Here is a 12,831-nt window from a genome sequence, read left to right on the forward strand (position 1 = left end):
TCGAACCTCATGCTTCCGGGATGCTTACCGAGACGGAATGAAAGCGTCCCGTTGCGGCTTTGCAGCTTCGGCAATTCTGCTCAGGTTCGCGGATTCCGGCGCAGCGAGACGGCGGGCGATTCACCAAAGGTGCTCCCCCGAGCAGAGAGTGCGCGTTGTTACACGTCCGACTTTCCAGGAATTGGTGCCCGCCGACGCACACTTTCACGTTAGGATTGATGGTCGCAGGATACTCCTGTTGCCGCCCCCCATCAACGCGTGGAGTTCGGCGGCGACTGGCAGGACAACAAGCCGCCGGACCTGATCTGGGAACAGAGCGCCGCGGCCCAAGTCGCGATCTTCGTTCACGCCTCGGAGTCACGCTCTGGCCCAAGAACTCCAGCTTTGGCTCCGTCAGGCACGCTGCAAATCGACTGTCTGAAAGCGGACGTCCCAAACGTCAGAAAAGGGTCGATTTCACCCCTTCGATCTCGGTCCGGAAGCTGACGTTCGATCAAGCCCTTCAACTCGGCGGCTTCCCTCGTATCCTCGCAACTGATCAATCCGGCGACTTCGGCAGCACGCCCATGACCGCCCGCCCGCGTTCAGTCAGCGCGTACGTGTTAAAGCCGGCCCACGCTGGCGCGGGCGTCCTTTCGATCAGACCCTTGCGGATCAGCTCCTCGCGCGACTTACTCGGCCGCAAATCGACGCGGCCGGTGTCTGGCCGAAACAGCTGCAGGATCCAGATTTCATCGCGCGTCAGCATCCGGCTTCCGTCCACTCTCGGCGAGCGCCGACCAGCAATTCTCTCGCCATCTTCTGTTTGATCGCGAAGGGTGCCGCCGCCCCAGTCGGCAGAACATCGCGCGGCCCTGCTCAGTAGAGAGGAACCCGGTTCGAGACCGGGGTGTTACCCTTCGGGTAGAGCTTCTCGATGCCCCAGGCGTCGTAGTCGGCGACGTTGAGGTAGGTAATCTCGTCTGCCTCTGTGGCAGCTATCTTGCCGAGAACCGAGGCCGGCACTCCGACGCTCTTGTAGAAGCGGATCATCAGCAGCGTCGTGCGCGAGTGTTCGACGGACTCGCCCGTTCTCATGTTGATGGCGGAGGCGGAATGGACCCCGATTCGCGAGGTCGGGAACACGACCTTGTTCTTGCCTGCCGCGAACACTGTGAGGCAGGAAGAGGAGCAGGCGTCCGTGGCTCCGACCACAGTGTCGATGTCACCGCTCTTGGCGAGCATCACGCCGAGCTCAAGACCTTCGACCAGGCTCCCGCCCGGCGAGTTGAGGAATAACCGCTCCACGCGGACGCCCTTGTAGGCAGCCCGTGCGATGGCGTTGCTGAGGCGGTAGGTGTCGCCCTCCACAATATCCCCGGTCATGACCAGAGACTTGCCGCCGTGGAGGGGTTTGAAGGTTGCCGCCTCTACCGGAAACGCGGGTGCGGCAGCGATTGCCATCGCCAGGAGGGCGCTGATCAGTCTCATCTCACTTGTTCCAAGGTCTTGGGTTCAATCGATGCGGATGCTGCCGTCCGCGATCAGATTGCGAAGGGCTGCCGCTCAGCAGGAGCGGGACTGATGCTGCAGCTGATCCGGGCTGGTCACGTCGGCGCGCCCAGCGAACCAGCGGACGACGACCACCCCAAGCGCGAGGGTGGCGACGGCGCACGACCAGATGGCGAGGACCATGAGCATTACTCCTTTTTTGGGGTTCCTCTGCCTACCATGCCTCCGCCATGTCGGGCTTGTTGGATCGCGCCACGCCCATGCTCGCCGCCGCCAAATGACACGGACTGCAGAGTAACCTGCCGTTCTCCCGTGCTCGCTCCGGTTCGCGGCGTTCCCGGCGTCTGGGGCCGCCAGTCGCGGGTGTTATTTTCAATAGCAATATTGCATAATCTAGTACGCTCCACGATCTGAGTTCTTGCAAATTTGCCAATTGATTTGGGAGATGGAGGCTCGGATGCGGCCTAATGTACGGGAGCGACTGACCCAAGCCTGACAGAAACGCCGCGTGATCGAGGAAATCCGGCGGTTCAGTAATCGAGGTCGCAGAGGCGCTCTCCTGATGACGCTCACCGTCTTCGGCTTCATCGCATGGATCGTCGCTAGAAGGTTTATCTGATGGCTGGCGCTGAAAATGCAGTGGGAAAGCAGCGGGGCGCGCCCTTCAAACCGGGCCAGTCGGGCAACCCGGCCGGCAAGGCAAAGGGCACCCGCCACAAGGTGACGCTCGCCATCGAAGCCTTGCTGGAGGGCGAGGCCGAGGCCCTCACACGCAAGGCGATCGAGTTGGGCCTGGCCGGTGACATGACGGCGCTGCGGCTCTGCATGGATCGTCTGGCTCCCGCACGCCGCGACCGACCAGTGACGTTCGACCTTCCCAGGATCGAGACTGCCGCCGATCTGTCGAGGGCGACGCAAGCCATCCTGGAGGCAGTCGCGGCCGGGGAACTCACTCCGTCCGAAGCCGCTGAACTCGGCAAGCTGGTCGATGCCCATGCCAGGGCCATCGAGGTCACCGATCTGCACCGCAGGCTCGAGGCACTTGAAGAAGGGCGAGTATGACGAGGCCCAGCACCATGACGCGACTGTCGCAGCGCATTGCGAAACTGGAGACGACACTCGCCAACAATGGTGTGCGCTTCGTGGTCAGCAACCACCCGCCAGGCGATGAGGACTGGACGGCGATTGGGATTGCCGAGGATGATAAGCAGTCGGGTCGATGCCTGACGGAGGAGGAATGGCAGGCCAAGTTCCGCCGCTGAACGGGGCGTCGTCTCGTGGACGAATACGATGCTACTCAGGGTGCGGGGCGAGGGGGCGACGAAGGCAGACCAATAGACGGCGTCTGCGGCGGCGGCGACCGCAAGTCATTCACACCAAGCAATGTCCAGCAAGACGCCAACCAGCAATGGCTCGACAACATCATGACGTTTTTAGAAGCACGCCGAAGCGGGCGAGCACCCCCTGGATAGCGTGCTCAGTCTCAACAGGGATACCCTGGCCATCGCGCTCCGGCGCAAGCGCCAGCATCAACTCATGGCACAGCTCATATAGGTCGTCCTGGAGGCTTTCGAGCAGCATCTGCAGGGTCCTGGGATCAATCTTCATCGCATTGCTCCTTTTCTCGTGAAACGAACGTCCATCGTGGCAATGCTGGTGGTCGAGCGCACAACAAGAACATCGTACGCGGATCGAGTACATCGACGCCAACGCATCGCGCCTGAAAGGCGATGAAAGGATCTTAGCGCGGGTCGCTGATCTCCAGCAGCGCGCCGAAGGGCCTGTGCCGTGCGTCTCGGTGCGGAGCGGTGCGAGAGAGGACTGCAAATCCTTGCACGCCGCCCCCTGGTCAAGGCGAGGCCGCGGTGCGGACCATCCGAGACGGCGAGGGCAGGGGCCGGTGGGGTGAGCGCTGGGCTGTCTGCATCGAGCAAGCAACAATGTCGAAGGCGAAGCCATGACCTCCCGCCCGGCCTCCAACCTCCTCGCTCTTCACGCTTCGGCGCGAGGCAAGGAGACGAGCAAATCAACGTGGCGTGAATATGCCCCGGGTTGATAGGACTACGCAGGCTCCAACTTGTACAACCATGAATGGGGCCGCATCGTCGCCGTCAGGGTAATTCTCGTTGATATGTGTAAACCGGCAAGGCTCCGAACAAATATTGTTGCCCCAAGAATTGAACTCAACCAAATACAAATCCCGCCATTTTGACTTCCCCCGTCCCATCGACAGGAACGGGTACTTGCCGCCACCAGGAATGCCATTGAAGAGTTCTGTTTTGGCGCCGCTCCTCTCTGTAAATGTCATTTTACCAGACATGCTCTCTGCCGAAAGCTCGAAGCTGGATCCGATGTGATGTCCTGGCTCATAAGTGCACCGGAGTGTGAAAGCTTTTGCTTGGACCACAAAGGCCGGAAGAAACACCGCCGCGAGCACAATAATCCTACGCATTGTATCTCCTCCGTAAATTTGTATTATTTTATTCTGTTTATAGCGCAGCTGTCGTTGTGAGCCCGGCGTCCGTACCTCCTCCGCAAGATCACCTATGGCAACTATATCGAAAAGACCTTGAGCCATCGGCATGCGCCCAATTCAACAGACCCGTGACCCTGTCGAAACTAATGACAACCGCATGACCGGCGCGGATGGCAGCGACGCTAATCCTTGATCTGTCAGAGACCAGCTGGATGCTGTCCTTGCTTGCCGCATCATTTTGAAAAATCCAGTTGACCGGATTATCTGTCCCCATTGTTTGAGCGACGCGCAGATCAACCAGGGGGCGCTCGGTATCGAACAGGACTTGGTTTACATCTCGCTCCCTGTCGAGGTCGCCGTTCTCAAACGTACATGCGAGGGTCAGCTTTTCGGCGGATGCAGCGCGCGCGCCTAATACAACAAGGGCACCAATTACGCCTGCAATGACACTGATCCGCATCATCAAATTTGGCCTTCTTGCCTACCGCTCCCGGATCGCTGGCTGGCATGTATAGCCATCCTTACCAAGTGACGGTCACGTCCACCGAAGAGGCAGCAACCGGGCGCGGGAGGTGCTGGCCAACGCCGGCTATCTCGACAAGGTCGAGAAGGTATTGTGACCGGTCAAGCCTATGTGACTAGCCTCCGACACCGCCTACTTCTCGCTGGCTCCGCGCGCCTGCCAGGGCGCGCAGCCGCAGGAGCCGATGCCGCGCCGACATGCTCGTTGACACCCAAGGTCATGGCGATGGACGCGGCCGCCTCTCTGGAGCAGCGCGCCGAGCTGGCCGAGGTCGCCCTCGAAGCGATGCGCAAGGCACATGACGCTGTCGAGGCCCGCGCCGCCAGGATGGCGCAGGCGCTTGATGAGGTCAGGGCCGCGGCGGTCGCCCATCTGCTGCGCACCAGCCTCTCGGCGACGGAAAGCCTTCGCCTCGTTGTTGCCGCCACGGACGGACCGGAGATCAACGCAGCCACGCGCTTCTTCCGGAGGAGCAAGGCATGAGCGAGCACTGCCGGCCGCTGCCGGGGCAGGGTGTCCGACTACGCTGACGGCATCATTACCCGCATCAGGGCCGGCAAGGTCCGTCCGAGCGCCTATGAAGGGCTGATCCTGTCTTTTCTTGACCAGGCTGCCTAGCGGGAGCACCGTGCCGCATTGCACGCCCTCGCTATGACACGCCTCGACGGCAGGAGCCGCAGCAGCGGATAGGCCGGCTCCCCGGCGACGGCCTCCCCCAGGAGGGTTGGCCGGGTGCAGAGACCCCGTAGAGCCGAACATTCCAGCTGGTCTCTACGGGGTTTTTCCCACGCTGATGTGCATTTAATTTCACTAGAACCGGACGTAAATCCAAGCTCGGCTGCTGCAACGCGGCGACGGACGGCTCGCTGAGATCGCGCTCTACCGCCTGATGGCATGGGAACCACGGATCGAACACAGGTCGCGGGGTATCCTCGGGTGGGGGAGCAGGGCGACCTGACGCAGGATCTCGCCTGTGCCGAGCACCGTCCATGCCGGGTCGTTCAGGGCGTGGATCGTGAAGGCACGGCGGGTACAGCCAACGACGCGGGAGTTACGTAGACATGCCGGCCAGAGAACTTCGATATCGACTTGGCGCTGGCGGTCCTGCCAGTGCTGCATAATGAAGCGCATCGGGGGGCTCATGTGCTTCGGGCCAGAGCTTGGCTTAGAATGACAAGGGATTGGCAGCGGTTAACATCGACCCGCGAGCGCCGGTCACACATGGTCACTGTCGATGAAAGTCCCCGAACCCCGCTTCCTCAACGACAACGACCCAGACGGCCCGATCATCTACAACGACCCGGATGCGCCGAAGCCCATGTCTCAGGTACGGCGGCTGGTGTGCTTCTTGATAGGCACCGTCTTGGTGGGATGCTCCTTGATAACGTTAGTTGCTGGGGCTGAAGGCCCGAAGCGCGGCCTAATGTTCATCGCCGCCTTCGGCTTCGCTTTCGGCGGGGTCGTCTTATCGTTCTCAGCGCTGTTCCCGAACTTTTCGCTTGCCCGTGAAAGACGTGGCCGGGCGGGGAATTGATATTGTGACCAGATTGGAGAAGTTTGTGGAAGGTAAAATTGAGATATTGAATATCAATCAGGGCAATATGCTTGGATTTTGGTCGACAAGGATATGGATAAATAAGACAAAAAAAGGCACGTTTACGTGCAGCGCGAAGGAAGATCTCCAGGAATGTGGGGTATCTCGTGATCTTACAGCCAATACAGGCCTCCGCCGCGGCAGCGAAATTTACGAAGCCGTCGCCAATTTCACGGACAACTACGAATTGTGCCTCGACGATGCCGACTGCCATGACGTAGCCCGAGCGCTAGCAACATTCAATCAAGAGCTCGAGAGCGAGTTTCTGGTGGCTTGGCAGGAAGACAGCAAGTCACGCTAACTGCAGCTATGAGCCCTATGATGGCCAGCTCGCAAGGGCAAATGGGCCGCGACGCAGGTGCGGGACATCCTTCTCCGCGCATAGGGGCTGTGGGTTGTGCTGAGCGGTGTGAGAAAGGACTGCAAATCCTTGCACCTCTCCGCCAGGGCCGCTGGAACGCCCCCCAGGTAGAGGCGAGCAAATCTTTGGCGGAAAGCAACAATCGGCGGGCGCCGCAGCAGTGTTATCGACCGGATGTTGTAGTGAAGTAGTAGGGGCGCTGCTTAATGAACGCGACCGACTTTTTCTTCTTCTCGCTTTTCATAGCCCTGGGGGCGTTCCGAGCGCCGCCCGTAGCCACCCTTCTTGCAATGGGCGTGTCAGGATTTATCGTATTCGCGCGGGTTCACCAGAGTTCAGGTCCCTGGGGTCTTATTCCTCCCAGTTGGTCAGACACGATCATAGTGGTTTCTTTGATGACGATAATTCATCTTGCGATCTACGTCACAGCTCGCCTGGCTCGCCGCTCCGTAGTACGTCGGTCCGCAAATCCCTGAGCTACACCAAGCTTCCACTTCTGTTCCCACTGCGCTGCTCACGCTTCGTCGCATGCAATACTTTCGCCATGCGGCTTGGCACGCTGCGAATCAGTGGGAAGTCCGTTCGCCTGAACGGCGTCGGAGCCAAGGAGATCGGGCATTTTGTCTATGACAGCGAGTTGAAAACCGTGCAGCGGCACGGCACCCGCTCCCTCAAATCTTCCTGATCCACTCCTTGCAGAGTAATGCCCGGCGCCTGCTCGACCGGGCCGCCCGCGCTGCCGCCCGGCATATGCCGCGCAGGCTCGCCGGCATCGCCTCCGCCTATTGGTTCGCGTGATCCGTAGAGGTGACCCGGTGCACCGACCGCCAGCCCGCGACGCTAATCGCGCCACCCTCGGTCAGCAGGTGCAGGGCAAAGCCGGGCTGCGGCGTGCCGATAAGCCGGCCGGCCACCATGTCGCCGATCCCCTGATGCCGGATCACAACGAGCCTGCCATCAAGTGCCGCCAGATCGCGCTCCGGCTGATTATCAAAATTCAGATCACCGGCCGCAGTTGAATACACTCCCATCGCCCCCCTCCCTGATGCAAGCCCCAGAACGCACGTCCGGCAGACGCAATCCTGCTTGCGCCGAGGCTGCGAGTAAAGAAGCCGAATTCGTAAGCGACTGGACGGGGAGGGAAGGCCGTGGCCGACCACCCGCCGAGGGGGCTGCCGCCGGCGGCCGGGACTGGCCTCAGGTCGAGGGGCGTTTGCCTGGCCGCCCTCGTCACCCGAGCCGCAGCCGGTAGGCGAGCTGGCGGCAGAGATTGGAGCAGTACTTCGCGTCGGCGCGACGCTTTGGAAAGAAGAACGTCGCGCACACGTTGCACTTCAAGGGAGGACGCTCGCGTTGGATCCGCGCCCGCCGGGCGCGCTGCCAGCAGGCCGTGGAACAGGTCGCCTTCTTGTCACGGGGGTGAACGAACTTGCGATCGCCGCATCCTTCGCAGACCATCTCAGCCGTGCACCAGGTGCGTTCCCCGTCGGTAAGACACGCTTCGCACACGGGGGCGGACGCTTTCACCGTCGCAATGCGCCCGATGCGAGGGATAGACGGATCGAGATAATCCCTGGCGACCGTTTCTGAGACGATAAAGGGGGCGGCGTCTGCAGGGAACGCCACCGAGCAGCGCGTGCAATGGCCGGGCTGGAGCGAATAAACGGTGGACGTCATGCGTTACAGCTAGCCAAATAGTGAGCCGCGGGACAATCACTGCTTTAGCACTAAGACCGGCGGGTTCTCCGTTTGAACTCGCCGTTCTGCAACTGCGATCCTCGCTGTTACGGGTAGGAGGAGACCGACGTGCGAATTGCTACGGATATCTGTAACATAACGCCAGAGAAGAGTTCTTGTCGTTACAGATAAATGAAAGACCGGCTCGGACTTCAGCCGCTTATCTGTAACCACGCCAAGAAGGCCGGATTTCGGCTATCCGTAACGCCTCAGTGCTGCATGATGAAGCGCACGGGCGGCTCGCGCTCGCGATGGGAGCGGATCGAGACCGTGGAGGCGAGGGATAACTCCCGTCTTTGTCGGTTCCCAGGGTAGCTTCAAGCAAGGCGTACCACCCCGCGAATGAAGTGCCTCTTCCTTGGTATCATCCCGCAGGCGGCGGCGTTTGCGCTGGGCTAGGCGCGTGATCTGCTCGGCATCCTGGTCGGGCCGCCAATTTCATAGCGCTCTCTATCCCACCAGCCGGTTCCGCCAAGGGGTGGACGGCGTTGCAATCGGCGCTCCCCGCCTCCTGCACGCCCGTAGAGCTCCGGCCGGATCGCTATGGCCGGATGATCGGTGTCTTCACAGGCGGGATGCTTGTCGATGCTCGTGTTTATTCCCGTTCCTTTAGTAACTTCCGCGCTTCCTCGAGATTTATACGAAAGCCGTAGCCGTGATCCTGCAGTAATTGGAGGAGGTGCGGCCCATCAATCAATGTAAGCGGCTTGCCTTTGACGAAAGCGTGCGCATCTGGTCCAAAAGAACTTGTAGTCACTAAGAAACCGCGGTTTGCACCCTCATTTTGTACTGTTCCATATAAATCACGGACAGCCGATACTTCAACCTTATTGACATATCGTTTGGCCTGGATGACGAATTTACCTCCATGAATGGGATCAGGGTCGTGAACCAAGGCATCAACGCCATAGTCACGGCTCGCTCGCGTAACATGGACTTCGGCCGACGAGCCGCGAGCAGTGAACATCTTTGCGAAGAGTTCGCGAACCACGTGCTCGAAATCCTCCCAATCCAACGCCGCGAGGTTTGTAGTTTTGTCAAGTTCGTCCACAACATTGCGCCCTTCAACGATCCGCTTGTCGGGCGTATCGAAGGTTAAAACTGGACGAATAGGTGATATTTCCTTGAATGACGGCGACGCAACACCTTTCAGCATCCGGAAACATTGCTTCGGGTCAACATGCGCGATGTTTATGGAGGCAAATTCGTTCCTCGTTGCGGCGAGAGAGCCAATAATTTCGTTCATTCGAACGCCATTGCTTCGGTTAGTGTACTGCAGACGAGCGTTCACGCCAACCATTTGCACCGCAGCCATTTCGAATGTGGCGAATACCTCGAAGATCAACCGAAGGCACAAAGCGTGGACAATGTATTCTTGTGCGAGCAGGTTTTCTTTCTGATTTGCAGGCCGTAATCTTGCCTTCGCGGCCGTCGAGCGTCGACCAACTGTAGGCTTGGAGTGGTTTAAAACCCAGAAGCCCCCGCGACGCTGTTTCCAGTTCACCGCGGGCCGCCGCCTGTGACAGCATCGCGATTGCAGTGCCGACGATTGTTTTGCCGAACTCAGTTCTCTGCGCGATTAATTGGGGGCGCCATTTGTCGCGAGCTACAATTGTCGCGGCCCGCACGACAGCCCGGCCGAGAAAAATATGCGTTGCGGTATCTAGGGGCCACGCTTCGGGCTGTTCCCAAAAAAGATCGATATCGATCTGCATCCGTCGCGCTCCGCGACGCACCGTGCGGGGCACGGGGAAATTGGGCGGTGCTTCCCAACTTGTCGCCTGGCCGGGCTATCCCCATGCGTCTCGGTTGGATGTCAGCCCGTGTCCTTGGCTGGCATCGGAATGATGGTTGCGCCGTTGCGAAGCGTATCGAGATAATCGGCCCACCACTGCGCCATCCGTACGCGCTCCTGCCAATGCTCTCCGCGAGCATAGGCGCGGCGAACGGCGTTCCGCTCTTGATGTGCAAGGGCTTTCTCAATCGCATCCGACGACCACTTGCCACACTCGTTCAAGAGAGTGCTGGCGGTTGCGCGAAAGCCATGAGGCGTCATCTCGTCCTTGGCGTAGCCCAGCCGGCGTAGCGCGGCATTCATCGTGACGTCGGACATCGGACGTGAGGCGGAGCGCAGCGAAGGAAAGAGGAGGGGGCTGCGGTCAGATATCTCTCGTAGCTCTTCGAGTGTAAGAAGCGCCTGTCGCGGAAGCGGAACGGCGTGTTCGCGACGCATCTTCATCCGCGCCGCCGGGATGAGCCAGACAGCTTCGTCCAGATTGAACTCCGACCACTCCGCCGATCGCAGTTCGCCTGGCCGCTGGAAAAGCAAGGCCATGAGCTGGAGCGCTGCACGTGTTTGGTTCTGCCCCTCATAGCCGTCGATGGCGCGCAGCAGTGCTCCCAGCCGCTTCGGATCAGTTATGGCAGCTCGGCTTGTGGGTTTCGGCATCGCGAGCGCGCCGCGCAGCGCCAAAGTCGGGTCGTTGGCGACCTTTCCGGCTGCGATCGCGTAACGGAAAACCTGCCCAATGACGGAGCGCAGGCGTTTCGCGGTTTCGAGATGGCCGCGCTTCTCGGACTTGCGCAGGACAGACAGAACTTCGGCCGCGCTGATTTCCGCAACAGGACGCTTACCTAGATCCTTCTCGGCCATGGAAAGCAGCCACTCGAATTTCTCAATTGTGCCTTCCGCTTTTCCCTCGCGCTGCTTCTTCGCTTTCAGCTCGGCGGCGAGGCTCGTGAATGTCGTGGCGCGGGTTTCCTGCTTGGTGATCCGATCTAGCCGCTTCTGCTCGCTCGGGTCGCGTCCGGCACGTAGATGTTCCTTGGCTTCCTCGCGCGCCGCCCGCGCTGCCTTCAGGTCGATACCAGGATAAGCGCCGATCGACAGCTTCCTCTGCTTTCCGTCGAACCGATAGGCGAGGCGCCAAAGCTTTGCACCGGTTGGCATCAGCCACAGCTGCAGGCCGCCGCCGTCTGACAGCTTCCTCACCTTGGATAGCGCTTTCGCGTTCTTGATGGCTGTGTCGGTCAGCGGCATGTTGGCCTCGGAATTGATGGCCTCGGGCTGGGGACATCAGAAGGGCCAACAAAACCGCCGACTGTCAACGCACAGCGGCGCCCCCCGGCACACTGCATGTGCCGAATAGATCACACACTTTCTGGCGCTTTTGGATGTGGGCGCATATCGACGCACCGAAGTTTGGTAGCGGGAGAGGGACTCGAACCCCCGACACGCGGATTATGATTCCGCTGCTCTAACCAGCTGAGCTACCCCGCCCCAAGGCCAGCGACAGTGGCGCCAGCGGCTTGCGATGGCGCGGATATAGGGGGCGCAGCAGGGAGCCGTCAAGCCTTCTGGTGAATGCTTCACATCCTTTGTGCTGATACGGCGGCTTTCCCCGGGGCGCGTATGGCAATTGCTCGGGGGCTGCCATGCATTCCTGCAATGGCGGGATGCTTGATCCCGGTTCGGGCATGCCTAGCTGAGGGGAAGAGGGGCATCCATGTTGGTCGTCGCAGGCTGAGCCGGCATCTTGCCGTCGGCTGCTCAGGGCAGTGTTGCCCGCGAGGCCATGATGCAGGAAGCCTCGCTAATGAGTTCGCTCGTACTAAACCGGTCCAGCTTCCCGACGCGTTTGAAGCTGTTTGCCCGAAGGAGCCTGCTCGCTGATGCAGCTGTGCTATCGCTGGTGACGGCGCCCTTCGTGATGGTTACCCCCGCCGCGGTGCAGGCAGCCGAACCCTGGCAGCAATCCTGCGCTTACAAGACCCAGTTCGGCGTGCTTGGCTCGGGCATGGGAATTGCCGCCGACTACTGCACGCGGCTCACTTTCTGTCAGAGGATGGCTGAGCAGAACGATCCGAATATGGCGCAGAAGGGCTGCTTCGGCTTTGCGCCGCAAGCGGCGAGCGTGCCTGTCTCCGCCAGCAAGTATCGCTGAGCGCAAATCTCGCTGAGTGACTGCGCCCGGCCGGGCCTTCAGGCCTTTGCCGGGCGCTTTCTCAGTCTCACGACCTTGAAGTAGCCCTTGCCGACATGGACGGTGTCGTAGCGGCCTGTCCGCGCGGCCCAATCCGTCAGGCGGCGGACCTTGAAATCCGTGCTCCAGCCGATCGCCTTGGCGATCGGCGCGAGCGCGGTCCAGAGCGGCGCGGTCAGCGCACTGTCGTCGACCAGGCGGCTTGAGATGATGATCTCGCCGCCCGGCTTCAGGACACGGTCCATTTCGTCGAGCGCCTGTTCCGGGTTTGGCACCAGCGTGATGACGAACTGCGCGGTCACAGCATCGAAGCGCTCATCGCCGAAGCCGAGGCGGCAGGCGTCCATCACCATCAGCCCCTTCACATGCTTCAAGCCCTGACTGGCAACCTTGCGGTTCGCCACTTTCAGCATGTCGAGCGAGAGATCGGCGCCAAGCACCCGGCGGTCCGGCGTGAAATAGGCAAGTGTCAGGCCGGTGCCGACGCCGATTTCAAGAATATCGGGGCCACAGGCGCAGGCGGCGGTAACGGCCTCGCGCTGGGCGCGGGCGAGCAGCCGCAAATAGACCTTGTCGTAGAACTTTGCCCAGGTGGCATAGACCCGCTTCTGGCCTTCGAGGTCATAGGTCACCGGCATAGGGCAGCTCGACTGGATCGGAGTGGAG

At 60.6% G+C, this 12,831-nt stretch carries 19 protein-coding genes and 1 tRNA gene; 6 read left to right on the top strand and 14 right to left on the bottom strand.

Annotated elements, in window-relative coordinates:
- Window positions 1-538 precede the first annotated feature (538 nt).
- From BIWAKO_RS16350 to BIWAKO_RS37110, 3 genes are all read right to left on the bottom strand, one after another.
- On the bottom strand, window positions 539-748 hold the full coding sequence (locus tag BIWAKO_RS16350; RefSeq protein WP_069879550.1) for a MarR family transcriptional regulator: 210 nt from the start codon (window positions 746-748) through the stop codon (window positions 539-541).
- Between the two features lie 110 nt (window positions 749-858).
- Complete coding sequence (locus BIWAKO_RS16355; protein WP_069879551.1) at window positions 859-1,470, bottom strand: COG3904 family protein; 612 nt, start codon at window positions 1,468-1,470, stop codon at window positions 859-861.
- Between the two features lie 75 nt (window positions 1,471-1,545).
- Window positions 1,546-1,674, bottom strand: coding sequence for a hypothetical protein (locus BIWAKO_RS37110; RefSeq protein ID WP_274533586.1), 129 nt, complete (start codon window positions 1,672-1,674; stop codon window positions 1,546-1,548).
- A gap of 435 nt (window positions 1,675-2,109) precedes the next feature.
- Here BIWAKO_RS37110 and BIWAKO_RS16360 point away from each other — a divergent pair, with 435 nt between their 5' ends.
- Entirely contained in the window at window positions 2,110-2,553 is a 444-nt protein-coding gene (locus tag BIWAKO_RS16360) for a DUF5681 domain-containing protein (RefSeq protein WP_069879552.1), read from the top strand.
- Entirely contained in the window at window positions 2,550-2,753 is a 204-nt protein-coding gene (locus tag BIWAKO_RS16365; RefSeq protein WP_069879553.1) for a hypothetical protein, read from the top strand. Before BIWAKO_RS16360 ends, BIWAKO_RS16365 begins: the two co-directional genes overlap by 4 nt.
- 160 nt (window positions 2,754-2,913) lie before the next feature.
- On the opposite strand, the gene BIWAKO_RS16370 is transcribed toward BIWAKO_RS16365, so the two are convergent.
- From BIWAKO_RS16370 to BIWAKO_RS35395, 3 genes are all read right to left on the bottom strand, one after another.
- Window positions 2,914-3,099 carry a hypothetical protein gene (locus BIWAKO_RS16370; protein WP_069879554.1) on the bottom strand — a complete coding sequence of 62 codons (186 nt, stop codon included), beginning with the start codon at window positions 3,097-3,099 and terminating at the stop codon, window positions 2,914-2,916.
- Window positions 3,100-3,517: 418 nt separating this feature from the next.
- Window positions 3,518-3,943 (bottom strand): hypothetical protein, encoded by a 426-nt coding sequence (locus BIWAKO_RS35390; protein WP_141740121.1) that lies wholly within the window; start codon window positions 3,941-3,943, stop codon window positions 3,518-3,520.
- An 88-nt stretch (window positions 3,944-4,031) separates the two neighbouring features.
- On the bottom strand, window positions 4,032-4,430 hold the full coding sequence (locus tag BIWAKO_RS35395) for a hypothetical protein (RefSeq protein WP_141740122.1): 399 nt from the start codon (window positions 4,428-4,430) through the stop codon (window positions 4,032-4,034).
- 264 nt (window positions 4,431-4,694) lie between these two features.
- Between BIWAKO_RS35395 and BIWAKO_RS16375 the strand changes: the two genes are divergently transcribed.
- On the top strand, window positions 4,695-4,973 hold the full coding sequence (locus tag BIWAKO_RS16375) for a hypothetical protein (RefSeq protein WP_141740123.1): 279 nt from the start codon (window positions 4,695-4,697) through the stop codon (window positions 4,971-4,973).
- Window positions 4,974-5,369: 396 nt separating this feature from the next.
- Here the strand turns inward: BIWAKO_RS16375 and BIWAKO_RS36520 are convergent, their stop codons facing one another.
- Window positions 5,370-5,621, bottom strand: coding sequence for a hypothetical protein (locus BIWAKO_RS36520; RefSeq protein ID WP_141740124.1), 252 nt, complete (start codon window positions 5,619-5,621; stop codon window positions 5,370-5,372).
- A gap of 103 nt (window positions 5,622-5,724) precedes the next feature.
- On the opposite strand from BIWAKO_RS36520, the gene BIWAKO_RS16385 reads away from it, so the two are divergent.
- On the top strand, window positions 5,725-6,024 hold the full coding sequence (locus BIWAKO_RS16385) for a hypothetical protein (RefSeq protein ID WP_069879557.1): 300 nt from the start codon (window positions 5,725-5,727) through the stop codon (window positions 6,022-6,024).
- A complete protein-coding gene (locus tag BIWAKO_RS16390) occupies window positions 5,990-6,385 on the top strand; it encodes a hypothetical protein (protein ID WP_141740125.1) in 396 nt (131 codons plus the stop codon). The genes BIWAKO_RS16385 and BIWAKO_RS16390 overlap by 35 nt, the downstream gene beginning before the upstream one ends.
- Window positions 6,386-7,227: 842 nt before the next feature.
- On the opposite strand, the gene BIWAKO_RS35400 is transcribed toward BIWAKO_RS16390, so the two are convergent.
- From BIWAKO_RS35400 to BIWAKO_RS16405, 6 genes are all read right to left on the bottom strand, one after another.
- Window positions 7,228-7,476 carry a hypothetical protein gene (locus tag BIWAKO_RS35400; protein ID WP_141740126.1) on the bottom strand — a complete coding sequence of 83 codons (249 nt, stop codon included), beginning with the start codon at window positions 7,474-7,476 and terminating at the stop codon, window positions 7,228-7,230.
- Window positions 7,477-7,675: 199 nt separating this feature from the next.
- Window positions 7,676-8,122 (bottom strand): hypothetical protein, encoded by a 447-nt coding sequence (locus BIWAKO_RS16395; RefSeq protein ID WP_069879559.1) that lies wholly within the window; start codon window positions 8,120-8,122, stop codon window positions 7,676-7,678.
- Window positions 8,123-8,777: 655 nt separating this feature from the next.
- The gene (locus BIWAKO_RS34290; protein ID WP_201788629.1) at window positions 8,778-9,428 is read right to left on the bottom strand and encodes a restriction endonuclease; all 651 of its coding nucleotides are present in this window, start codon (window positions 9,426-9,428) and stop codon (window positions 8,778-8,780) included.
- A gap of 19 nt (window positions 9,429-9,447) precedes the next feature.
- Window positions 9,448-9,897 (bottom strand): hypothetical protein, encoded by a 450-nt coding sequence (locus tag BIWAKO_RS35970; protein ID WP_176733336.1) that lies wholly within the window; start codon window positions 9,895-9,897, stop codon window positions 9,448-9,450.
- Between the two features lie 101 nt (window positions 9,898-9,998).
- The gene (locus tag BIWAKO_RS16400; protein WP_069879560.1) at window positions 9,999-11,222 is read right to left on the bottom strand and encodes a tyrosine-type recombinase/integrase; all 1,224 of its coding nucleotides are present in this window, start codon (window positions 11,220-11,222) and stop codon (window positions 9,999-10,001) included.
- Between the two features lie 163 nt (window positions 11,223-11,385).
- A tRNA-Met gene (locus tag BIWAKO_RS16405) sits at window positions 11,386-11,462 on the bottom strand.
- 298 nt (window positions 11,463-11,760) lie between these two features.
- Between BIWAKO_RS16405 and BIWAKO_RS16410 the strand changes: the two genes are divergently transcribed.
- Window positions 11,761-12,126 (top strand): hypothetical protein, encoded by a 366-nt coding sequence (locus tag BIWAKO_RS16410; RefSeq protein WP_141740127.1) that lies wholly within the window; start codon window positions 11,761-11,763, stop codon window positions 12,124-12,126.
- Window positions 12,127-12,164: 38 nt separating this feature from the next.
- Here the strand turns inward: BIWAKO_RS16410 and BIWAKO_RS16415 are convergent, their stop codons facing one another.
- The gene (locus BIWAKO_RS16415; RefSeq protein WP_069879562.1) at window positions 12,165-12,803 is read right to left on the bottom strand and encodes a class I SAM-dependent methyltransferase; all 639 of its coding nucleotides are present in this window, start codon (window positions 12,801-12,803) and stop codon (window positions 12,165-12,167) included.
- Window positions 12,804-12,831 lie beyond the last annotated feature (28 nt).

The organism is Bosea sp. BIWAKO-01 (assembly GCF_001748145.1).
GTDB lineage: Bacteria > Pseudomonadota > Alphaproteobacteria > Rhizobiales > Beijerinckiaceae > Allobosea.